15 protein-coding genes, 3 tRNA genes and 1 pseudogene are annotated in these 24,233 nt (G+C 30.8%); 7 read left to right on the top strand and 12 right to left on the bottom strand.

The features are described from left to right. Positions 1 to 88 precede the first annotated feature (88 nt). From gcvT to thrA, 5 genes and pseudogenes are all read right to left on the bottom strand, one after another. Positions 89 to 1,171 carry a glycine cleavage system aminomethyltransferase GcvT gene (gcvT, locus tag ACTF56_RS11760; RefSeq protein ID WP_438967102.1) on the bottom strand — a complete coding sequence of 361 codons (1,083 nt, stop codon included), beginning with the start codon at positions 1,169 to 1,171 and terminating at the stop codon, positions 89 to 91. A gap of 331 nt (positions 1,172 to 1,502) precedes the next feature. Then, the gene (gene thrC, locus ACTF56_RS11755) at positions 1,503 to 2,792 is read right to left on the bottom strand and encodes a threonine synthase (RefSeq protein WP_438967103.1); all 1,290 of its coding nucleotides are present in this window, start codon (positions 2,790 to 2,792) and stop codon (positions 1,503 to 1,505) included. 102 nt (positions 2,793 to 2,894) lie between these two features. After that, positions 2,895 to 3,235 (bottom strand): annotated as a pseudogene (locus ACTF56_RS11750) (GxxExxY protein). Between the two features lie 531 nt (positions 3,236 to 3,766). Further along, complete coding sequence (locus ACTF56_RS11745) at positions 3,767 to 4,687, bottom strand: homoserine kinase (protein ID WP_438967101.1); 921 nt, start codon at positions 4,685 to 4,687, stop codon at positions 3,767 to 3,769. 83 nt (positions 4,688 to 4,770) lie between these two features. Continuing rightward, positions 4,771 to 7,218, bottom strand: coding sequence for a bifunctional aspartate kinase/homoserine dehydrogenase I (gene thrA, locus ACTF56_RS11740; protein ID WP_438967100.1), 2,448 nt, complete (start codon positions 7,216 to 7,218; stop codon positions 4,771 to 4,773). Between the two features lie 386 nt (positions 7,219 to 7,604). On the opposite strand from thrA, the gene hutH reads away from it, so the two are divergent. Then, positions 7,605 to 9,107 carry a histidine ammonia-lyase gene (hutH, locus tag ACTF56_RS11735; RefSeq protein WP_438967099.1) on the top strand — a complete coding sequence of 501 codons (1,503 nt, stop codon included), beginning with the start codon at positions 7,605 to 7,607 and terminating at the stop codon, positions 9,105 to 9,107. A 44-nt stretch (positions 9,108 to 9,151) separates the two neighbouring features. Here hutH and ACTF56_RS11730 read toward each other — a convergent pair whose 3' ends face one another. From ACTF56_RS11730 to ACTF56_RS11710, 5 genes are all read right to left on the bottom strand, one after another. Continuing rightward, positions 9,152 to 11,377 (bottom strand): carboxypeptidase-like regulatory domain-containing protein, encoded by a 2,226-nt coding sequence (locus tag ACTF56_RS11730; protein ID WP_438967098.1) that lies wholly within the window; start codon positions 11,375 to 11,377, stop codon positions 9,152 to 9,154. Between the two features lie 60 nt (positions 11,378 to 11,437). Beyond that, the gene (locus ACTF56_RS11725) at positions 11,438 to 11,797 is read right to left on the bottom strand and encodes a DUF1304 domain-containing protein (protein WP_438967097.1); all 360 of its coding nucleotides are present in this window, start codon (positions 11,795 to 11,797) and stop codon (positions 11,438 to 11,440) included. 26 nt (positions 11,798 to 11,823) lie between these two features. Next, positions 11,824 to 12,198 (bottom strand): hypothetical protein, encoded by a 375-nt coding sequence (locus tag ACTF56_RS11720; RefSeq protein WP_438967096.1) that lies wholly within the window; start codon positions 12,196 to 12,198, stop codon positions 11,824 to 11,826. A 1-nt stretch (position 12,199) separates the two neighbouring features. Beyond that, positions 12,200 to 13,567 carry a 30S ribosomal protein S6--L-glutamate ligase gene (rimK, locus tag ACTF56_RS11715; protein WP_438967095.1) on the bottom strand — a complete coding sequence of 456 codons (1,368 nt, stop codon included), beginning with the start codon at positions 13,565 to 13,567 and terminating at the stop codon, positions 12,200 to 12,202. Between the two features lie 66 nt (positions 13,568 to 13,633). Continuing rightward, the gene (locus ACTF56_RS11710) at positions 13,634 to 16,186 is read right to left on the bottom strand and encodes an ATP-dependent Clp protease ATP-binding subunit (protein ID WP_438967094.1); all 2,553 of its coding nucleotides are present in this window, start codon (positions 16,184 to 16,186) and stop codon (positions 13,634 to 13,636) included. Between the two features lie 248 nt (positions 16,187 to 16,434). Here ACTF56_RS11710 and gyrA point away from each other — a divergent pair, with 248 nt between their 5' ends. Together gyrA and ACTF56_RS11700 are read left to right on the top strand one after the other, a co-directional pair. Next, positions 16,435 to 18,996 carry a DNA gyrase subunit A gene (gene gyrA / locus ACTF56_RS11705; RefSeq protein WP_438967093.1) on the top strand — a complete coding sequence of 854 codons (2,562 nt, stop codon included), beginning with the start codon at positions 16,435 to 16,437 and terminating at the stop codon, positions 18,994 to 18,996. A gap of 48 nt (positions 18,997 to 19,044) precedes the next feature. Beyond that, on the top strand, positions 19,045 to 20,241 hold the full coding sequence (locus ACTF56_RS11700) for a hypothetical protein (protein ID WP_438967092.1): 1,197 nt from the start codon (positions 19,045 to 19,047) through the stop codon (positions 20,239 to 20,241). 32 nt (positions 20,242 to 20,273) lie between these two features. On the opposite strand, the gene ACTF56_RS11695 is transcribed toward ACTF56_RS11700, so the two are convergent. Next, the gene (locus ACTF56_RS11695) at positions 20,274 to 21,035 is read right to left on the bottom strand and encodes a C40 family peptidase (protein WP_438967091.1); all 762 of its coding nucleotides are present in this window, start codon (positions 21,033 to 21,035) and stop codon (positions 20,274 to 20,276) included. A 79-nt stretch (positions 21,036 to 21,114) separates the two neighbouring features. Then, positions 21,115 to 22,293 (bottom strand): acetyl-CoA C-acyltransferase, encoded by a 1,179-nt coding sequence (locus ACTF56_RS11690; protein WP_438967090.1) that lies wholly within the window; start codon positions 22,291 to 22,293, stop codon positions 21,115 to 21,117. 313 nt (positions 22,294 to 22,606) lie between these two features. Between ACTF56_RS11690 and ACTF56_RS11685 the strand changes: the two genes are divergently transcribed. The 4 genes from ACTF56_RS11685 to ACTF56_RS11670 all read left to right on the top strand — a co-directional run bounded on the left by ACTF56_RS11685 (position 22,607) and on the right by ACTF56_RS11670 (position 24,160). Further along, positions 22,607 to 22,693: transfer RNA gene (locus tag ACTF56_RS11685), tRNA-Ser, on the top strand. Positions 22,694 to 22,706: 13 nt separating this feature from the next. Then, positions 22,707 to 22,781 (top strand) — tRNA-Pro (locus ACTF56_RS11680). A gap of 14 nt (positions 22,782 to 22,795) precedes the next feature. Continuing rightward, positions 22,796 to 22,869: transfer RNA gene (locus ACTF56_RS11675), tRNA-Arg, on the top strand. Positions 22,870 to 22,966: 97 nt separating this feature from the next. After that, positions 22,967 to 24,160: a site-specific integrase gene (locus ACTF56_RS11670; RefSeq protein ID WP_438967089.1), complete on the top strand. Its 1,194-nt coding sequence runs from the start codon at positions 22,967 to 22,969 to the stop codon at positions 24,158 to 24,160. The last annotated feature ends 73 nt before the right edge of the window (positions 24,161 to 24,233 follow it).

Here is a 24,233-nt window from a genome sequence, read left to right as displayed (position 1 = left end):
GTAACAGAATTAATTCTGTTACGATTTAACTATATTTGAATTATTAACGAGTCAACCTTTTTTAGGACAACTCATAGATTATATCAAACTACTTTTTATAAAAAGGCATTTTAACCACCTTAGCTTTAATATCTTTATTTCTAATTCTAATATAAATTTCAGAATCTGGAGTTGAGAACGGTACAGTTACATAACCCATTCCAATAGCAATCCCTAATGAAGGTGCTTGTGTACCAGAAGTTACGATGCCAATTGCATTTCCATCAGCATCTACAATTTCGTAATCGTGACGAGGAATTCCTCTATCAACCATTTCAAAACCAACTAATTTACGAGAAACACCAGCTTCTTTTTGAGCTTTTAAGTTTTCTGAATTTGTGAATTCTTTAGTAAATTTCGTAATCCAACCCAAACCAGCTTCTAAAGGAGAAGTTGTATCATTAATATCATTTCCATACAAACAGAATCCCATTTCTAAACGTAATGTATCTCTTGCAGCTAAACCAATAGGCTTAATTCCAAACGATGCACCAGCTTCAAAAACTTTAGTCCAAATTTGTTCTACTTCACTGTTCTTACAATAAATTTCAAATCCACTTGAACCAGTATAACCAGTTGCAGAAATGATTACATGTTCAATTCCAGCAAAATCAGCTACTTCAAAATGATAATATTTAATTTGAGATAAATCAATCGAAGTCAAAGATTGCATTGCTTCAACAGCTTTTGGCCCTTGAATAGCTAACAAAGAATAATCTTCAGACAAATCTTTCATATCAACCCCTAAATCATTGTGAGACGAAATCCAATTCCAATCTTTCTCAATGTTTGAAGCATTTACAACCAATAAATATTGTTCTTCTTTTATCTTATAAATGATTAAATCATCTACAATTCCACCTTCACTATTTGGTAAACATGAATATTGTGCTTTTCCAACTTCAAGCGTAGAAGCATCATTAGAAGACACTTTCTGAATCAAAGCCAATGCATTTTCACCACTCAACAAAAACTCACCCATATGCGAAACATCAAAAACACCAACAGCCGTTCTAACGGTTTCATGTTCTGCATTAACTCCTTCATATTGCACAGGCATGTTGTAACCTGCAAACGGAACCATTTTTGCACCAAGACTTTCGTGAATGTGCGATAAAGCTGTATTTTTCATATATAGATTTTATTGTTTTTAGCTGAAATATGCAATGTCATGAGGAAAATTTTTATTATCAATTGTGTTTTCTTTATCATGACTATTTCATCTTTTTAGTGTATGTTTAATAATCAACTGCGAATTTATTGAAAAATTATGAATTTGAAGCTATTTCCTGCTATCCATTGCAATCTTTTCTTTTTTAAAGAAAAAAAGAAAAGGATTTCCATTCCTATCAGGGCTAGGGTATTTCGTTTTTTATAACAAATTCATAAAATATCAACCATAAAGAAATTAAGAAAATTAAGTAAAACTTAATGAAACTAAATATCTTAATGGTTCAAAAAAATTAATGATTCAAAAAACTTTTAAAGTCTTCATAAGTTGAAATTTTAATACTTACTTTTTCTTTATTTAAAACACTTTCAATTTGTTTAGGAATTGGAAGTTTAATGTTTAAAAGTGGTTCAACTTCATCCAAAAACTTAATAGGATGAGCCGTTTCCAATAAAAAACCAACACTTTCTGGTCTGTTTTGCATTTCTTTTTTTAAACCTAAATAACCAACAGCACCATGAGGTTCAGCTACATATCCAAAAGAATTATAAATAGTTTTTATAGCTTTTTTAGTTTCTTCATCAGTAAAAGAATAAGACGAAAAATCCTTTTCAAATTCACTCAAATCATTCCCATACATTTCCTGAATACGAACAAAATTACTCGGATTTCCAACATCCATGGCATTTGAAATTGTTGCTACAGAAGATTTTGGATTATAAATTCCCTCTTTCAAAAATCTTGGAACTGTATCATTAGCATTTGTAGAAGCCACAAAATGGGAGAGAGGCAAACCTAATTTTTTAGCCAAAATTCCAGCACAAATATTCCCGAAATTACCACTTGGACAAGATACTAGTAAAGGTTTGTTGTATTTTTTCAATTCCTTATAAGCAAAGAAAAAGTAAAACATTTGAGGCAACCAACGAGCAATATTTATAGAATTTGCTGATGTAAGATTAAAAGCTTTCAAATCTTCATCTAAAAACGCTTTCTTAACCATATCTTGACAATCATCAAAAACACCATCTACTTCCAAAGCTGTAATGTTTTGACCTAAAGTTGTCAATTGCTTTTCCTGAATGTTACTAACTTTCCCAGAAGGATAAAGAATTAAGACTTTCACACCTTTTACACCTAAAAAGCCACTAGCAACAGCACCACCAGTATCACCAGAAGTAGCAACTAAAACCGTATTTTGTTGATTTTTATCACGATTAAAATAAGCCAAACACCTCGACATAAATCGTGCTCCAACATCTTTAAAAGCCATTGTTGGACCATGAAATAATTCTAATGAATAAATATTTTCTTCAATTTTCACTAAAGGAAAATCAAAAGATAAAGTTTCATCAACAATGCGTTTTAATTCAGTTTCTGGAATTTCATCACCAACAAATTGTTGAATCACTTGAAAAGCAATTTCCTTATTAGAGAGATTTTCTATATTTTCAAAAAATTCATCACTTAATTTAGACAAACTTTCTGGAAAATATAATCCTTTATCTGGAGCTAATCCATTTATGACTGCTTCTTCAAAAGAAACTTGGTGATTTTTATTGTTTAGACTGTAGTATTTCATAACTCGTAATTTATTTTCTAACCACATAGGAATCATAGATTTAGTTTGTGTAAAAGACGCTATGCTCTACATAGTTTTCTATGATATCTATGTGGTTTAATTTTATTCAAAAGGTAATTTTTTAAAGAACTCATTTACGAAAGTTTTTTGGCCATCATTAAAAATAGTATTGCAATTAAAATTAATAAGAATTCCTTTTGGAGCTTTTGTTAATTGCATGTAATTTAGTATTTGTGCTTCATGAATTGGATGAAATTCTTGAACAGCTTTAATTCTACTATAATTGTATTTTCAACTAATAAATCACATCTGAAATCAGATTCTAAAACTTTTCCTTTATAAATGACAGGAATTTTAAATTCTGATTCATATTTAATTCCTCTTAAATTCATTTCTTCCCTTAGGCATTGATGATAAACACTCTCTAATAAACCTTTACCCATTATTTTATGGACTTCAATTGCTGCTCCAATAATTTTGTAGCTTAATTCATTTATTGTTTTTTGTGTCATATTCTAATTAATTGAGTCATAAATTTGTTTTTAACCACATAGTAATCATAGATTTGTTTGCGTGTAAAAGTTGCTTTACGATAAATAGTAAAAATAGTTTTAATCTTTATTTATGTTAAATCATAAAATGATTCTATGTATTACTTTTTTTCTATGAATCCTATGTGGTTTAATTTTTGTTTTTTGTTTTTAACCACATAGAAACATAGTTTTGTTATTGTATAAAAGTCGCTTTGCTATACATAGTATTCATCTTTATTTATGTGTAATCATAAAATTACTCCATGTTTTTTTTTCTATGCAACCTATGTGGTTTTTTTTGTTTTTAACCACATAGAAATCATAGATTTGTTTGTGTATAAAAGGCGCTTTGCTATATAGTATTTATAGTTTTTTATCTTTTTTAAGTGAAATCATAGGATGATTCTAGGTATTACTTTTTTTCTATGAAACCTATGTGGTTTAAATTTTCATAGTTCCAACTGAATTTACTTTAGAAACATGAATATCAAACTCAATTCCAGTTGACGAATAACTTTCTTTCATTGCTTTTGCTACTTTTTCAGCACTTTCTTTTCCTTTGCAAAGAGCAAAAATAGATGGTCCAGCACCAGAAATTCCAGCACCTAAAGCTCCATTTTGTAAAGCAGCATTCTTAACTTCATCAAAATTGGGAATCAAATGTTTTCTAAAAGGTTCGACTAAAACATCTTGTAGGGAACGACCAATTAAATCATAATCATTAGTGTATAAACCAGCAATAAATCCACCCAAATTTCCGGTTTGAGTAATTGCTAACTTCAATGGAATCATTGGTTGAATTACTGCTCTAGAATCTGATGTTTTGACTTCAATATGAGGATGTAAAACTACAGCATACAGTTCACTTGGACTTGCAATTTGGATTATATCTAAAGGTTCGTATCCACGAATTAAAGTAAATCCACCCAATAGGCAAGGAGCAACGTTATCAGCATGTTCTGAACCACTTGCAATGGCTTCACCTTTCATAGCAAAATTTACCAATTCTACTTTTGAAAATGGTTTTCCAAGTAATTTATTGATTCCATAAACAGCACCTGCAGCACTTGCAGAGGAACTACCAATTCCACTTCCTGCTTTTATATTTTTATAGATTTCTATTTCAAATCCGAAGTCTAAATCTAAGTTTTCAATTATAGCTAAAGCAGCAACTCCAGCCACGTTTTTCTCGGTTTCCATTGGTAAATCTGCTCCAACTATTTTTGTGATTTTAATTCCTTTATTTGGAGATTTTCTAACAATCATTTCATCGCCAATCGTTTCTAGACATAAACCTAAAATGTCAAATCCACAATTAAGATTGGCTATGGTAGCTGGGCAAAATATTTTTATTTCATTCATTTGTTTTCTTTTTTTGCTACAAAGTCTCAAAGGCACAAAGTTTTTTGATTGTATTTTCGCGGCTTTGAGTCTTCGTGGCTATTTTAAATATTTCCAATTCTAACCACATCTGCAAATATACCAGAAGCTGTAACGGCTGCACCGGCACCAGCTCCTTTTATTAATAAAGGTTGATCAACATATCTGTCTGTGTAAAATTGTACAATATTATCTTTTCCTTCTAAGTTGTAAAATGGACTTTCTTGTGGAATAAATTCTAATCCAACACTTGCTTTTCCATTTTCGAAAGTCGCTACGAATTTTAAACGGCTATTTTTTGCATTTGCTTCTTTCAATAAATTATCAAAATGAGAAGCATTTTTGATTAATGATGCAAAAAATGATGCATTATCAGTTGTATTCATACATTCAGCAGGAAGAAACGATTTGTTTTCAATATCTTCAATTTCCATTTGGTAACCACTTTCTCTAATTAGAATTAAAATCTTTCTTGCTACATCAATTCCACTTAAATCTATTTTTGGATCAGGTTCTGTGAAACCTTGAACTCCAGCTTCTTTTACCACATCATGAAAACTATAAGTTTCGCTAAAGTTATTAAAAATAAAGTTCAAACTTCCTGATAAAACCGCTTGAATTTTATTCACTTTATCACCAGAAGCAATCAAATGTTTTAAGGTGTCAATTATTGGCAAGCCTGCACCAACATTCGTTTCAAAGAGGAAAGGAGCGTTGAATTTTCGACTTAAATTTTTCAGATTTTTATAATTATCATATTTAGACGAACAAGCAATTTTATTACAAGTAACAACAGCAATATTTTCCTTTAAAAATTGATCATAAATTGAAGCAACCAAATCATTTGCAGTGATATCAACGAAAATACTGTTGCGTAAATTTAGTTGTTTTGCTTTGGAAATAAATTGTCCCAAATTAGCATTTTCACCTTTGGTAATAAGTTCTTTCCAGTCTTTTAGAGCAATTCCATCTTCATTGAAATGCATTTTTCTTGAGTTGGAAATTGCAATAACTCTAACATTTATCTTCAGATTCTCTTTTAAAAATTTCTTTTGTTGGTGAATTTGATCTATGAATTTTTCACCTACATTTCCAACACCCATTACAAATAGATTTAATTGTTTGGTATTGTCTTCAAAAAAACGTTCGTGAAGCGTATTTAAAGCCTTTTTAACGTCGTTTTTATTAATAACTGCAGAAATATTTCGTTCTGATGCTCCTTGTGCAATAGCTCTGATGTTTACGTTATTTTTTCCTAAAGTACTAAACATTTTGCCACTCAAACCTTGATGGTTTTTCATGTTTTCACCAACAAGGGCAACAATACACAAGTCTTTTTCAACAATACATGGATTAATTTTATTTTGCGAAATTTCTAATTCAAAAGTTTCATCAATAGCATTTTTAGCTTTATCAGCATCAATATTCAGAATTCCAATACAAATTGAATGTTCGGACGAAGCTTGAGTTATAAAAACGACATTAATATTTTCTTTAGATAAAACTTCAAACAAGCGTTTAGAAGAACCCGTAACACCTATCATTCCTGAACCTTCAAGTGTTAGCAATGCAATATCTTCAATGTGAGAAATTCCTTTTACTGGATTTTCATTATTTTCAATTGATTTGGAAATTAAAGTTCCTTTAGCTTCAGGTTCAAACGTGTTTTTTATCCAAATTGGAATATTTGCATTTAAAACCGGTTGAATTGTTGGTGGATATAATACTTTGGCTCCAAAATGAGACAATTCCATTGCTTCTTCGTAAGATATTGATTCAATGGGTTGAGCTTGTTTTACTAATTTCGGATTTGCAGTAAACATTCCACTAACATCAGTCCAAATTTCTAAAGAGTTTGCATTACATCCATTAGCTAAAATGGCAGCCGTAAAATCAGAACCTCCACGACCTAATGTTGTAGTATTTCCTTTTTCATCTGAAGCAATAAATCCAGGAAGTAGTACAACTGATTGTTTAAATGAATCAAAATAATCACTTATTAATGAATTGGTTACTTTGTAATTAATTGTAGCTTTTCCGAAATTTGAATTTGTTTTTAAGAGTTCTCGGCTATCTTTAAAAATAGAATCAGAAACTTTTTCTTGCAAAGCCACAGCAAAGATTTGAGCCGATAATAATTCTCCAAAACTAGCAATCGCATCTGAGGTTCTTGGGGATAATTCTCCTAATAAAAAGCACCCATCAAGTAATGTTTTTAGTTGTTTGATTTCGGTTTCAATAGTTTCAAATAAAGCTTTTTGATTCTTTTCTGAAACTAAATTTCTAATGGTTTCGACATGTTTTTGTTTGATTTCTTCCAAAGTCGTATGGTAAGATTCGTCTTTTGAAGCAGCTTGATTGGATGTTTTTAAAAGCAAATCAGTTACACCACTAAAGGCTGAAACTACAACGGCTAATCTATCGTTTTGAGCTTTTTTGGAAACAATATCGAGCACTAATTTTATATTTTGTGCATTGGCAACAGATGTTCCACCAAATTTTAATACTATCATTTTATTGAATTTTAAGAATAAAAAATTTTCTCTTTCTAACGAAAGAACATATAGAATGGATTATATGTAGCAATTATACCCCAAATGGGGTTGTAGTTGTAGTAGAAGTTGAATCCATATAAGTTGCAACCATAGATGTGGTTGTTAAAGAAGTGATATATGTTTTTTTGTGATTCAACATGATTCAAATATAAAACTTTTATTTAAAGTTGATAAATGAAGTGCTACTTTTACGAATATGTTATTTTTTGGAAGAAGTTTCCTTGTAAATCAAAATATTAGTGATTATTGTAATCTCAAAATGATAATATGGTAATAAAATAGTAGTTAAAATTGTTGTTTTTTAACATTCGTTTGTAGAATTTTGGGGAATCTAAAAAAAAGAAATGGAAACCGTACATTATATAAGTTCAGATTTGTTGTCGATTGATGCTATTCACACAATTTTATTGGAAGATAAAAAAATAGCTCTTTCAGAGGAAGCTATCGTGAATATTGAAAAATGCAGGAAGTATTTAGATGACAAAATGAAATCACACAATGAGCCTATTTATGGAATAAACACTGGATTTGGTTCTTTATGCAATGTTAAAATTTCTACAGATAACTTAACAAAACTTCAAGAAAACTTAATAAAATCGCATGCTTGCGGAACAGGTGAAGAAGTTCCAAGTGAAGTTGTGAAAATTATGTTGCTCTTAAAAATTCAATCGTTAAGTTATGGATATTCGGGTGTTCAGTTAGTTACGGTTCAACGCTTAATTGATTTTTACAACAATGATATTTTACCTGTAATTTACACACAAGGTTCTTTAGGAGCCAGTGGTGATTTAGCACCTTTAGCCCATTTGTCTTTGCCTTTAATTGGAGAAGGTGAAGTCTATATGGATGGATTTAGACAACCTGCTAACAAAGTACTTGAAAAAATGAATTGGCAACCTATTGTAATGCAATCTAAAGAAGGATTAGCCTTATTGAATGGAACGCAATTTATGAGTGCTTATGGAGTTTATATTTTATTAAAATCGTGTAAATTATCTTATTTAGCTGATTTAATTGGAGCTGTTTCTCTAGAAGGATTTGACGGTCGAATAGAACCTTTTAATGATTTAATTCACTTAATTAGACCTCATAAAGGGCAAATTCAAACTGCGAGAAGATTAACTGAATTCCTTGAAGACAGTGAAATTATAGCTCAACCTAAGAAACACGTTCAAGATCCTTATTCGTTTAGATGTATGCCACAAGTTCATGGAGCAAGTAAAGATACTATTGAATATGTAAAGAAAGTGTTTAGAACCGAAATCAATTCGGTTACTGATAATCCTAATATTTTTGTGGGTGAAGATGAGATCATTTCTGGTGGAAATTTTCATGGTCAACCATTAGCCTTAGCTTTTGACTTTTTAGGAATAGCTTTATCTGAATTGGGAAGTATTTCGGAAAGAAGAACCTATCAATTAATTTCAGGTTTACGTGAATTACCAGCTTTTTTAGTAGATAACCCAGGGTTGAACTCAGGATTTATGATTCCACAATATACAGCTGCTAGTATTGCAAGTCAGAATAAACAATTAGCTACACCAGCAAGTATTGATAGTATTGTTTCGAGTAACGGTCAAGAAGATCACGTTTCAATGGGAGCAAATGCAGCAACAAAAACATTGCGAATTGTAGATAATTTAGAACGTATTTTAGCTATTGAATTGATGAATGCTTCTCAAGCTATTGAATTCAGAAGACCTTTAAAATCAAGTGAGTTTATTGAAATGTTTATCAAATCATACAGAGATGAAGTTTCTTTTGTAAAAGAAGATCGAATCTTACACTATGATATTGAAAAAACGATAGCTTTTTTACAGAGTTTTCAGATAGAGTTGGAAGATTAATAAAATATAAAAGCCAATAAATGAACTACTTGTTGGCTTTTTTTTTAATTCTTTTTGATTACTTTTCCAAAAAGTTGTTTGTCTTTAACCATTGCTTTTATGTAGTAGATGGCATTTGGAAATCCAGTTAAATCTATTTGAAATTGCTTGTCTTTTTTATCTTGATAAAATATTAATTTTCCTGTTGTATCATACACATATAATTCAGTGGCTTTCTCACTAATATCAATAGTCACATGGCCTTGCGTTGGGTTAGGGTAGATGCTCCAAGTTAGTGTTACATCATCTTTAATTTTTTCTTCAATTTTGGTGTTATTTGGATAATTTTCATTGGATAAACAATCATTCACCTCTGAATATTGAAGAATTATTCTATGAATTAAATCGTTAAGCATTTCAACTTTGTAACTTTCCGTGGAGGGTTCAATATGATCGTTTCCAATACCGCTGTGATTGGTAATGAACAAGTAAGTTCCGTTGGTTTCTAAAGCCATTGCTCGCATTAAAAATTCGGTACTTTTATCAATTCCGCTCGCTGCTACTGGGATGATTCTAATGCCTTTTTCAGCAGCTCTTTTTGCTAAATTTTGAAGTTTAATTATTTTTTGATCATCATAATGTGGAGGTGCATCTAACATAATAAAAAGTAGTTTTGTTCTTGCATCATCATCCCAATTAATTTGATCTATGGAAGCTTCCAATCCTTCAATTACAGCTTCTGGATAATCGCCACCACCGTTGGCTTTTTGTTTTTGAATAAATGAAATTACATTTGAAATATCTGAAGTAAAATCAAAGTTTTTAGTCAAGTATTCATCACCATGATCTCTGTAAAAAACACTTCCCATTGATAATTGAACACTTGGTAATGCTTTTTTTGTTCTTGCTATAACATCATTTAATTCGGCTTGTAAATATGTAATTTCATCACCCATTGATCCTGTTGCATCAATCATAAATGCAATATTTACCTTATTTAAATCATTGCATTTTTCATTAAATTCGTACAAATTGATTCCTTCATGAAATTCAATAGCTTTTTTAGTAATTATATTTTTGGAATCATCAATAATCGTCAATGATTCTTTTCCTTCAGAATTTAAAACATCATTTGGATTATACCAAAGTTCTGCTCTTCCTGTATTGTCTGTTCTGGAAGTCCAAATTTTTTCACCACTTGCATGGATAAGATGCAATTTTTTATTTATGATTGGAAATCCGTCATGATTGGTAAGTATTACTGAATATCTAAACGTTGGATTAAATTTCCAATGATTTTTCCACTTGTTTAATTCAGAATTTGTCAAACCCTGCCAATAGTTCCAATAGCTAAAGTCATTTACTTCACCAGATGTGAGTTGCCCAGCTTTTTGAGCAGGAGTAGCTGATGGCATGGATTTATCTTCAGAAATCGAACTAGCACCTCTAATTATAATTTTGCTATCCTCTGTTTTTTCTATAATTGAAAGACCTGAAGTTTTACCTTCTAAGCTTTTTAAAACTGGTGCATCATATTTAATTGTTTCTGAATCTACTAGTTTGACAGCACTTCCGATTACAGCTTCTTTTTTAGTACTTCCATAACTTGTAATTACAATTTCATCTAAAAATTCAGTATGACTTATAAGTTCGATGTTTAAGATGGATTTTGTGACTTTTAAAATAATTGTCTTGTAGCCTAAATAGCTAACTTCTATTTCATCGCCAATTTTTGCATCAATTCCGTAATAGCCATCAAAATCAGTGGTTGTTCCTACTGTTGTCCCTTTTATTTTAACTGTTGCGCCAACTATCCCACCCATGTCATCATATACCATTCCAATGAGAGATTTTTTATAAGGATTGCTATATTTTTCGTTGGTTTTAATTGAATTAGAAGCTTCACGCTTTGTCTTTTTTTTGTTTTTTTTCTCAGATTTTTTTATTTCTTTTTCTTTTTGTTTTTCAATTTTAGCTTGATCCTCAAAATAAATTTTGTTGTTTTGGACCTTTTCAATGGAAACTATTTTTGTTATTTTTTGCGAATAAATAAATTGAAGTAAATCGCCTGGTTTTCCTGAAATTGTAAAACTTCCATCTTTTTTAGAAATGCTAACAAAATTATTAGTAAGATTTATAATTTCTACATCAGCCAATGGTTTTTTTAATTCATCATAAACCACTCCAGAAATGGTATCGGAAGTTTTATTGAATTTAGAAGAAAATGAAAATAGTAAAAAGCTTAGAATTACTAAAGAAATTGTTTTGTTAAGGATTGTAAAAGTTCTCATATAGTCTGTTTTAATACATAGAGTAACTTTTTAATAAAAAGGTTGGAATGAAATTAAAAATTATAACAAAAGACTTAAAATTCCAAGAATAGCTGGAATTGCTTGAACAAAAAGTATTTTTTTAGAAACAGAAAATGCTCCGTAAATTCCGGCAATAAGTACACAATTTAGAAAAAACATAGCCGTATTTATGGACCAAACCTCATCGGTAATTAAAAGTGACCAAATTAAACCAGCAGCCAAAAATCCATTATAAAGTCCTTGATTGGCAGCCATCACTTTAGTTTTGTCAAACATATCTTCAGGAATGGTTTTAAATACTTTTTTACCAATACTTGTCCAAACAAACATTTCTAACCAAAGAATATAAATGTGAATGAAAGCAACAAGACCGATGATTATTTGTGATAGTACATTCATTACTTTATTTTTAGGTTTTTATTGCGTTAGTTCATCACTTCAACAGTGACAGCCATTTTTTCATTGGGTTTATCATTCAAATACATTTCAAGTTCAATAAAATCTCCTTTGATTTCTTTAATAGTTACGTACAAAGTTAAATCAGATTTTAGTTTCTCCATTGTTTTTTCAGATGGAGTTAACATGTATTTGCAATCGCTTAACCATTTGACTTTAAAATCGAGCACTTCATTTTGACCTTCAATTCTCTCGGTTTGAATGTCGCCTTTTCTTTCAATGATATAAGTTATTCCGTTACTATTATCTTCTAATTTGAATTTTCCTTCTTTATAAGATTTACAATTTTGTCCAAAAGTGGAAAGACTAAAAACTAGTACTAAAAGTAATAATAAACGCTTCATTTTATTTCCATTTAAAGTTTTTTTCGATAGCTTTTATCATTTCTCCTGCAATGTCTTTATTAGTTGCACCTTCAATTCCTTCTAATCCTGGTGATGAATTTACTTCTAGTAATAAAGGACCTTTACTTGAACGAATGATATCAACACCAGCGACTTTTAAATCCATTGCCTTTGCTGCTTTTATAGCAATTTTTTTCTCTTCAGGAGTTACTTTTACAACTGATGCAGAACCACCCATGTGAATGTTGGCTCTAAATTCTCCAGGTGCAGCTTCTCTTTGCATTGCTGCAACCACTTTTCCATCCACAACAAAAAGTCGTAAATCTTTCCCATTAGCTTCTTTGATAAATTCTTGAACTAATATATTGGCATTTAGACTTTTAAAAGCATTAATTACAGATTCTGCAGCTTTTTTAGTTTCAGCTAAAACGACACCTTTACCTTGAGTTCCTTCTAATAATTTAACGATTAGGGGAGAACCACCTACCATTTTAATCAGGTCATCTGTATCTAAAGGAGAATTTGCAAAACCTGTTGTTGGAATGTCAACTCCATTGTTTAATAATAATTGCAATGAGAATAGTTTGTCACGTGATTGTGTAATAGCAGCTGCATTATTTAAAGCAAACACTTTTAAAGCTTCAAACTGTCTGGTTAAAGCACAACCGTAATAAGTCATACTAGGTCGAATTCTAGGAATAACCGCATCAAAATTATCCAATATTTTTCCACCTCTGTAATGAATTTCTGGTGTATCTGCGTCCAATTTCATGTAACAGTATTTTAAATTCAAGAAATGCATTTCGTGGCCACGCATTTCTCCAGCTTCCATGATGCGTTTATTGCTGTATAATTCTGGATTACTTGCCAAAACACCAATTCTTAACCCTTTTTTTTCAGAAGATTCGTTATAATAATACTCTTTTAGTTTTTCATTGGTAGGTTGGCCTAAAACAAATCTTTGTTCTGGATCTACCATCACTCTTCCAGACATGGCTTCTCTACCCAAAAGCATTCTATACCCCATTGAGTCACGATTGGTAAGTGTTACTTCAATGTCCCAAGTTTTATCACCAAGAGAAACTGAAGTTTGAATTACATATCTTTTTTCACGAAATCCACTTGAACTTTTTACAATTCTTTGATCCACTAATTGAGCTTCACAATGAATAAGAGCTTTGGCGTTATTTTGAATTGGATTTATATCAAATTTCACCCATTCTTGATGATCTTTGGTAAATGTTTTTATGTTTATTGCGTGTAAAGCTGAAGTTTTAGCTCCAGAATCCACTCTTGCTTTAATAGTTGGTATTCCGATTGCTGGTAATGAGCACCATTCTTCGCTTCCTACAATTACTTTTTGTTGCATTTTATTCTTTCTTGTTTAATAATAATCGAATGTACTGTTTTTTTTAATTCATCACGAAAAAAAAACCTACTTTTCAGCAGGTTTTTCAGATTTTTTTATGGTAACTGTAAGTTCTTGCTTATCTTCATCCAATTCCATAAAGATTTCGTCTCCTTCATGAATTTTAGATGTAATAATTTCTTCAGCTAAAGCATCTTCAACATATTTTTGAATAGCTCTTTTTAAAGGTCTAGCACCAAACTGTTTGTCAAATCCTTTGTCGGCAATATAATCTTTTGCTTTTTCAGATAAGTTTAATGTATATCCTAATTCCTTAATTCTTAAATATAATTTATCCATTTCAATATCGATAATTTTATCAATATCTTCTTTTTCTAATGCATTGAAAACAACAACATCGTCTATACGATTCAAAAATTCAGGAGCAAAGGCTTTTTTAAGTGCATTTTCAATAATTCCTTTAGAATTGTCATCAGCTTGAGCTACTTTAGAAGCAGTACCAAATCCAACACCTTGTCCAAAGTCTTTTAGTTGACGCGCACCGACATTAGAGGTCATAATGATAATAGTATTTCTAAAATCAATTTTTCGACCTAAACTATCTGTTAAATGACCATCATCTAGCACTTGAAGCATCATGTTAAACACATCTGGATGTGCTTTTTCAATTTCGTCGAGAAGTACTACACTGTAGGGTTTTCTTCTCACTTTTTCAGTCAATTGTCCACCTTCTTCATAGCCAACATATCCTGGAGGAGCACCTACTAATCTAGAGATAGCAAATTTTTCCATATATTCACTCATATCAATACGTACTAAAGCATCTTCAGAATCGAATAACTCTTTAGCTAAAACTTTTGCTAATTGCGTTTTTCCAACACCTGTTTGTCCTAAAAATATAAAGGAACCGATAGGTTTGTTTGGGTCTTTTAATCCAGCACGATTTCTTTGAATTGATTTGGCAACTTTTGCAACTGCTTCATTTTGTCCGATTACTTTTCCTTGAATTAATTCTGGTAAATGAGCTAATTTGTTGCTTTCCGTTTGTGCAATTCTGTTGACAGGAATTCCAGTCATCATAGAAACCACATCTGCTACATTATCTTCAGAAACTTCAATTCGGTTATTTCTAGAATCTTCTTCCCATTTTTCTTGCGCGATTGCTAATTCTTTTTCAATGCGTTTTTCATCATCTCTTAGTTTAGCAGCTTCTTCATATTTTTGTTTTTTTACAACTAGATTTTTATTATCTCTAACTTCCTCTAATTGTCTTTCTAAGTCAAGTATTTGTTTAGGAACATCAATATTGGTAATATGAACTCTAGAACCTGCTTCATCTAATGCATCAATTGCTTTGTCTGGCAAAAATCTATCAGTCATGTATCTGTTTGTTAATTTCACACAAGCTTCAATAGCTTCATCAGTAAAAGTAACGTTGTGATGATCTTCATATTTACCTTTTACATTGTGAAGAATAGTAATTGTTTGTTCCACTGTGGTAGGTTCTACAATTACCTTTTGAAAACGTCTTTCCAAAGCACCATCTTTTTCGATATATTGTCTGTATTCATCCAAAGTTGTAGCACCAATACATTGAAGCTCTCCTCTTGCTAATGCAGGTTTAAACATGTTGGAAGCATCTAATGAACCAGCAGCACCACCAGCACCAACGATGGTATGAATTTCATCAATGAAAAGAATGATATCGTCATTTTTTTCTAACTCATTCATTACAGCTTTCATGCGTTCTTCAAACTGACCACGGTATTTTGTTCCAGCCACCAAACTGGCTAAATCTAAAGTAACAACACGCTTATTGAAAAGGACTCTTGATACTTTCTTTTTTACAATCATTAAAGCTAAACCTTCAGCAATTGCTGACTTTCCAACACCAGGCTCCCCAATTAGTAATGGATTGTTTTTCTTTCTTCTGCTTAAAATTTGCGAAACTCTTTCAATTTCTTTTTCTCTACCAACAACGGGATCTAATTTTCCGTCTTCTGCCATTTCTGTTAAATCTCTACCAAAATTATCAAGTACAGGTGTTTTAGACTTTTTAGTAGTTTTGTTTCCAGCATTTGGAGTATTAAAAGAACCTTCCTTTAATGGGTCAGATTCATTGTTATCGTCGTTAAAAGACTCTGCTTTTGGTAAGTTTTCGATATAATCTTCTTCGTTATTTATCATTGCTTCGTAGTGTTCTTTTACTGTTTCGTAATCAATTTTTAATTTTTTCATCAGTTTAGTACAAGGATCATTTTCATTTCTTAAAATACATAGTAATAAATGAGCAGTACTAACTGAAGAACTGTTGTATAATTTGGCTTCTAAAAAAGTAGTTTTGATAGCTCTTTCAGCTTGCCTTGTTAAATGTAAATTTTTCTTATCGCTATTGATAGATGCATTTAAATTTGGTGGACTTAAAGATTCAACCTTTTGTCTAAAATGGTCAAAATCTATTGTTAAGTTATGAAGTATGTTCATTGCTTTTCCATTTCCATCTCTCAAAATGCCTAACAAAAGATGCTCTGTACCGATAGACTCATGTCCAAGCCTCAAAGCTTCTTCTTTACTGTAAGTTATTACGTCTTTTAATCTAGGTGAAAAATTATCGTCCATAGGGTTTGTTTAATCAAGTAAATATACTGATAAAATTAGATATTTTAAAATTATCAAATGTTATTATTTTGCTAAATGACAAAAAAAACAACAATAATAAAAGTTAAATTAGATGGAGTTATCATCAAATTTAAGAGTCATATTGTTAATAAATCTTTTATATTTATTTGTAATAACACCTAAAAAAATCATAAAAAGCAGTAAATTGGCACGTTTAACAATATACTATAAATTAAATATAAATACCTATGTCTGAAGGAGAAAAGTTAATTCCTATTAACATTGAAGATGAAATGAAATCAGCTTACATTGATTATTCAATGTCGGTTATTGTATCAAGAGCACTTCCAGATGTAAGAGATGGTTTAAAACCTGTGCATCGTAGAGTTTTGTATGGAATGTATGAACTTGGAGTTATGTCAAACAGAGCTCACAAGAAATCAGCCAGAATTGTTGGAGAAGTTTTAGGAAAATATCACCCACACGGTGATACCTCTGTATATGATGCTATGGTTCGTATGGCTCAAGAGTGGAGTTTACGTTACATGATGGTTGATGGTCAAGGTAACTTTGGATCAGTTGATGGTGATAGTCCAGCAGCAATGCGTTATACCGAAGCTCGTATGCGTAAAATATCTGAGGATATGTTAGCGGATTTGGATAAAGAGACTGTTGATTTTCAATTGAATTTTGATGATACTTTGGAAGAACCAACCGTAATGCCTACAAAAATTCCAACCCTATTAATTAATGGTGCCTCAGGAATTGCAGTAGGTATGGCAACCAATATGGCTCCTCATAATTTAACTGAAGTTGTGGATGGAACTTTAGCCTACATTGATAATCCAGATATTGAAGTTGACGAATTAATTAATTATGTTAAGGCTCCTGATTTTCCAACAGGTGGAACCATTTATGGTTATGAAGGTGTAAGAGAAGCTTTCAAAACAGGAAGAGGCCGAATAGTGATTCGTGCTAAAGCTTCTTTTGAAGAATCAAACAATAAAGACGCTATTATTGTAACAGAGATTCCATATCAAGTCAATAAAGCAGATATGATTAAAAAAACTGCTGATTTAGTTAACGAAAAGAAAATCGAAGGAATTTCAAATATTCGTGATGAGTCAGATAGAAATGGTATGCGTATTGTTTATGAATTAAAACGAGATGCTGTTCCAAACGTAGTTTTAAACACATTATATAAGTATACTCAGTTACAATCTTCATTTAGTGTTAACAATATTGCCTTAGTAAAAGGAAGACCACAAATGTTGAATCTAAAAGACTTGATTCACTATTTTGTGGAACACAGACATGATGTTGTTGTAAGAAGAACACAATACGAATTAAGAAAAGCTGAAGAAAGAGCACATATATTAGAAGGATTGATCATTGCTTCTGATAATATTGATGAAGTAATCAAAATAATTAGAGCATCTAAAGATGGAGATCAAGCCAGAACTAATTTAATTGAACGATTCAGTTTAACTGAAATTCAAGCAAGGGCCATTGTTGAAATGCGTTTGAGACAATTAACAGGTCTTGAACAAGATAAATTACGAGCTGAATATGAGGAAATTATGAAGTTAATTGCTCATTTAAAAGAATTATTGGCCAGTAAAGAAATGAGAGCTCAAGTGATTAAAGATGAATTAGTTGAAGTTAGAGAAAAATATGGAGACGCAAGACGTTCTAACATTGAATACGCTGGTGGAGATGTTAGTATTGAAGACTTAATTGCTGATGAACAAGTAGTAGTTACAATTTCTCATGCTGGATATATTAAACGTACTTCTTTGTCAGAATACAAAACTCAAAATAGAGGTGGAGTAGGTCAAAAAAGTGCTGCAACCAGAGATGAAGATTTCTTAGAACATCTATTTGTAGCCACAAATCATCAATATTTAATGTTTTTTACCCAAAAAGGAAAATGTTTCTGGATGCGAGTTTATGAAATTCCAGAAGGAACCAAAGCAAGTAAAGGAAGAGCACTTCAAAACCTTATCAATATCGAAAATGATGATAAAGTAAAAGCATTTATTTGTACACAAGACCTTAAAGATGAAGAATACATCAATAGTCATTATGTAATTATGGCTACTAAAAAAGGACAAGTAAAGAAAACCTCACTAGAAAAATATTCTCGTCCAAGAATCAATGGTGTTGCTGCCATAACCATTAAGGATGATGATGAATTGTTAGAAGCAAAATTAACTACTGGAAATAGTCATGTATTATTAGCAGTTCGTTCTGGTAAACTAGTTCGTTTTGAAGAAAGTAAAACTCGTCCAATGGGAAGAACTGCTTCAGGTGTTCGTGGTATTACGCTAAGAGACGATAGTGATGAACTAATTGGTATGGTTGCTGTAGACGAAAAAGATATTGATGACACTCAATTACTTGTTGTAACAGAAAATGGTTACGGTAAACGTACCAAGTTAGAAGAAGATGGTGAGGCTATTTATAGAATTACGAATCGAGGTGGTAAAGGGGTTAAAACCTTAAATATTACTGAAAAAACAGGAGCTTTAGTTTCAATTAGTAGTGTTACTGATTCAGACGATTTAATGATTATTAACAAATCAGGTTTGACCATAAGAATGATGGTATCCGATTTAAGAACCATGGGTCGTGCTACTCAAGGTGTTAGATTAATAAATATTAAAGGAAACGATTCTATTGCAGCTGTTACTAAAGTACTTCGTGAAGAAGAAGAATTAATAGTAGATGGATTAGAAGAAGGCACTGTGGATGAAAATGATAACGGCACAGATATTGCTACTTCAGAAGAAACGGAAACTCAAGAATAAATTTTAAGCCCGAGTTTATCGGGCTTTTTTAATAAATATTTTATAGAAATGAGAAAATTAACATTATTAGTAATTTTATTTACAATTTCAACTTTTGCTCAAAAAGATGAATTAAAAACATTAAAAAGATTATACGATATTGCTAGTGCACCTAGTGAAAAAGATATTGTAAAATATAATCAGGCAATAGCAGCATTAGACGGAATGTCTAATTTAGACGAAACTCAAAAAAATGAATACAATTTTTATAAAGGAGTTCAACCACTTCTGGATTTATTGAAAGTATCATTAGTTAATCCTGAATCTGATGACATAAATGATTTGTTTACAACAAATAAAATAAATAACGTAGCAAATAATTTTAATAATGTTTTGAATTATGAAAATAAAATTAATAAATATAAATATAGAGATGAAATTAAAGATAAAATATTACCCTTCATTAAACCTTATTTTATTAGAAAAGCTTATGACTTAAATAGTAAAACAAAATATCAAGAAGCATCTGAATTATTTTACGCTATTTATAATCTGGATAAAAGTGAAGGAGTGTATTTAGAAAATGCTGCTGTGTTAGCAGTTCAATCTAATGATAAAACTAAAGCATTAAAATATTATCAAGAGCTTAAATCTTCCGATTATTTAGAAAATGGAAGACTTTATTATGCAACAAATATGTTAACTAACAAAGAAGAGTTGTTAAATAATAAGGTAGATAGAGATAATCGTGTTTTAATTTTAAAAACACATGAAAAACCAAGAGAAGAAAAAGTATCTGTCATTAAGAAGCCATTAATTTACAAAAATATTGCAATATTGTTAGTAGATAATGATCAAATAGAAGAGGGAAAAAAAGCTTATAAAGAAGCAAAATTATTAAACCCAGATGATATTGATTTATTAATCTATGAAGCAAATTTATATTTAAGAACAAAAGATTATAATGCGTATTATAATTTACTGCAAGAGTTGTTAATAAAAGAACCTAATAATTCAGTTGTTAATTTTAGTATAGGAGAATACTTTTTAATAGAAGATGTAAAAATTGTTGATGAAATTAACAATAATTTAAATAATGATGCTAAATACAATGAATTATCTAAAAAGAGAAAAGAAATGTATGAGAAGGCGCTTCCTTATTTTGAGAAAGCTTACAGTATTGATCCTAAAAATGCAAATAATATTAATTTTTTAAGAGCTACCTACAATATATTAGGAATGTCTGAAAAAGCAGATAAATTATAACAAAAAAAATCCCGTTTTAAAACGGGATTTTTTTATATTATTTTTTTAATTACTCTAAGTTTATGAGTATGTCTACCGGTATCAACATTGTAAATTCCTAAATGATCTAACCTGTCAATTCTTACTTTTCCTGAGGCATGTATAATATAGTTGTCTTGCATCATAATTCCCACATGAATTATATTACCTTCTTCATTGTCAAAAAATGCTAAATCACCTGGTTCACTTTCTTCAATAAAACTTAAAGGTTCTCCCTGATTTGCTTGTTCTGAAGCGTCTCTAAATAAATCATAACCATTCAGTTTATAAACCATTTGAGTAAAACCAGAACAATCTATTCCAAAAAGTGATTTTCCACCCCACAAATAAGGAGCATGTAAATACATAAAAGCAGTTTCAATTAGTTTTGATTTATCTTTTACGCCACAAACTTTTAACCCATCAAATGAAAATTTAGATTTATTAATGTCTTCATTTTCTAAAAAAGATAAACTACTTCCTAAAGGAATTGGAATTAATTGATTCGTAGGAGTGGAGATGTATTCAATCAAATCGGCACTTAAAACATTTGGAAGGTTATTTAAATGATTATACTCTTCTTCAGAAATAGGTTGAAATTGTTTACTATCTATCCAACCTTTATAACCGTCATAGGCTAATTCAATATGCATCCATTTTGGATTTTGTTCCAATATTTTAAAATGTTCTCCAAATAATAATTGTGAAACTTGTTCACTCTTATCAGAAGGTTCAAATCTTAAGGGAACTATGGCAAGATTACAAATTCCAAACATTAATAGGTAGGTATAAAAAATTATGATTTAAAGTGCAAATATACTTTAAATCATAATTTTAATATAATATTTTTAAGTTTTATACTCTTTCAATTACAATAGCTGATGCACCACCGCCACCATTACAAATAGCTGCAGCTCCAATTTTTGCATTATTTTGAGATAAAACATTAATTAAAGTCACAATAATTCTTGCACCAGAACATCCTAGTGGGTGTCCTAATGAAACTGCACCACCATTCACATTTATTTTGTCTTCATTCAATTCTAAAATTTGTGCATTTGCTAATCCAACAACTGCAAAAGCTTCGTTGAATTCAAAATAATCAACATCACTTATAGAAATACCAGCTTTATCTAATGCTTTCGGAAGGGCTTTAGCTGGAGCTGTGGTAAACCATTTTGGTTCTTGAGCAGCATCTGCATAGGATTTAATGTAAGCTAAAGGAGTAAGTCCTAAAGATTTTGCTTTTTCTTCACTCATTAATACCAAAGCAGCAGCACCATCATTAATTGTTGACGCATTAGCAGCCGTAACAGTTCCATCTTTTGTGAAAACAGGATTTAAAGCAGGTATTTTATCTAACTTAACATTAGTATACTCTTCGTCTTTAGAGACGATTATAGCATCTCCACGTCTCTGAGGGACTTCAACAGGAACTATTTCTGAATCAAATTTACCAGCTTCCCATGCTTTCGCAGATCTTTCATAAGATTGAATAGCAAAATTATCTTGAGCTTCTCTTGAAATTTTATATTCTGTTGCACATAAATCAGCACATGTTCCCATTGCTTGGTTATCATAGGCATCAACTAATCCATCTCTTTGCATGCCATCAATAAGTGTAGTTGGTCCAAATTTAACGCCATTCCTCATGTGTACATAATGAGGAATTAGACTCATGTTTTCCATACCACCTGCAACTACAACTTCAGCATCTCCAGCCATAATAGCTTGAGCCCCTTGCATAACCGCTTTCATTCCACTAGCACAAACTTTATTAATAGTAGTACATGGAACGTTATTGGATAATCCTGCAGCTAGTGCAGCCTGTCTAGCAGGAGCTTGTCCATTACCTGCTTGAACTACATTACCCATTATTACTTCGTCAACAAAATTGAAATCTAAATTAATTTTATTCAATGCACCTTTTATGGCAGTTGCTCCCAATTGAGTTGCAGGAACACTTGATAAAGCACCCATAAAACTACCAATTGGAGTTCTTACTGCAGAAACTATTACTACTTTTGTATTCATATGATAAATTTTTTACGAAATTAATAAATTTAGACTTAATTGTTATATAAAATAAATAAAAAAGTATATAAATTTCTTTATTTGTTAATGATAATGCAACGAAGTATTTTAGTTTTAAAATTGAACTTAAAATTTAAAGATGTCAAAGTAAATTTAATTTATAAAAAGTATTAATTCTATATACTTGATAATTAATGACTTTTTAAATTATAATGAATTTATTATAAAATAATAGTAAAATTACTTGCAAAAATAAGATGTTAATCATACATTTGCAACCGCTAAAAAGATAAGTTCTTTATTAAAAAAGATTGGAGAGTTGCCTGAGTGGCCGAAAGGACTTGTTTGCTAAACAAGCGTATGGGAAACTGTACCAAGGGTTCGAATCCCTTACTCTCCGCTTATTTTTTTATCGGGGTGTAGCGTAGCCCGGTCATCGCGCCTGCTTTGGGAGCAGGAGGTCGCAGGTTCGAATCCTGCCACCCCGACTAAAATAATTTAAGGTTGCGTAGCTCAGCTGGATAGAGCAACTCACTTCTAATGAGTAGGTCCCAGGTTCGAATCCTGGCGCGATCACTTTTGGAGAATTTCCAAACAATAAGTAAGCACACAAACATAGGGTAAGTCCTTATGTAGTGTGCTTTTTTTGTTTAATTCTTTAAAAGTCTATTTTATGAAATTCTCGCAAAAAGATTTGATTTTTGACACGCTGGTTGACACGGCTAAAATTTACGTGTCAATGAATCACAAATTTACATTAAGAAAAATGGATGGTAATCCTAAAAAAGGATTGCTTTACTTGTATGCTACAGGAAGTAAGCAAGTGGTTAGAATTAACCTTGACATTCATATTGATGTTAAGATTTGGAACCAACAAAAACAGAGAATAATTGCTAAGGATGAAAATTCTCAAAATTTGAATTTAATTTTAGAGAATGTTTATTCAAAAATAATTAGTTTAAAGACTTCCTATAGATTAGCTGAAAAAGTGTTGACTCCAAAAATTTTGGAAAAAGAACTCAAAGAAAATCTATCTCGTATTTCTTTTTTAGCTTTTTTCAAACAGGCTTTAGAAAGTGAACGATCATTAATGGAACATGGAAGTTATAAAAGACATTTGGCAGTTTATCATAAACTATCACTTTGGAAAAATGATATTTTGTTTTCAGATATTGATTATCATTTTTTTGAGGATTATAAAAAACATTTTATAAAAAAAGGAAATGCTCTTACGACTATCAATTCTAACATTATATCCATGAGGAAATTCATTCGTATTGCTATAAGACATGGAATTAAAATAGGTGTAGATTTAGATGATATCAAAATAGGTTCCACACGTGGTAACCGCTTTAGCCTTTCGGCTGTTGAGTTTAAAAAATGTTTTAAATACTACAAATCAGAGTTTATTGAAGATACTAATAAATTGGTGCTTGGTTATTTTCTTTTTAGTTGTGTTACCGGATTAAGGATTTCGGATATTCAGAAATTAACCAGGACAAATTTATATGAAGACTATATTACATTTGTTTCTCAAAAAACCAAAACAGATCAATCCATAACTTTAAATTTATTGGCCAAGGATATCATAAATAATTGTGATGATTTATTTGAAAAAAAATTTAGTGATCCTTATATTAATTCGAAACTAAAAAATATAGCTAGTTTTTTAGGCATTACTAAAAAAGTAACTTTTCATGTAGCTAGACACACATTTGCTACTAATTATTTACGAGCTGGTGGAAGCATCACAAATTTACAGAAACTTTTAGGCCACAGAAAAATAGAAATGACAATGATATATTCTCACATTGTTAACCAAGAAGCCAATGATGATATTTTTAGGCTTGATGATTTATTGAGATGAGTTGTCCTAAAAAAGGTTGACTCGTTAATAATTCAAATATAGTTAAATCGTAACAGAATTAATTCTGTTACGA

The sequence above is a fragment of the Flavobacterium sp. genome (assembly GCF_965657075.1).
Classification (GTDB): Bacteria; Bacteroidota; Bacteroidia; order Flavobacteriales; family Flavobacteriaceae; genus Flavobacterium.
Note: the sequence above shows the minus strand (reverse complement) of the source record. Positions and strands in the feature narration are given on the sequence as shown.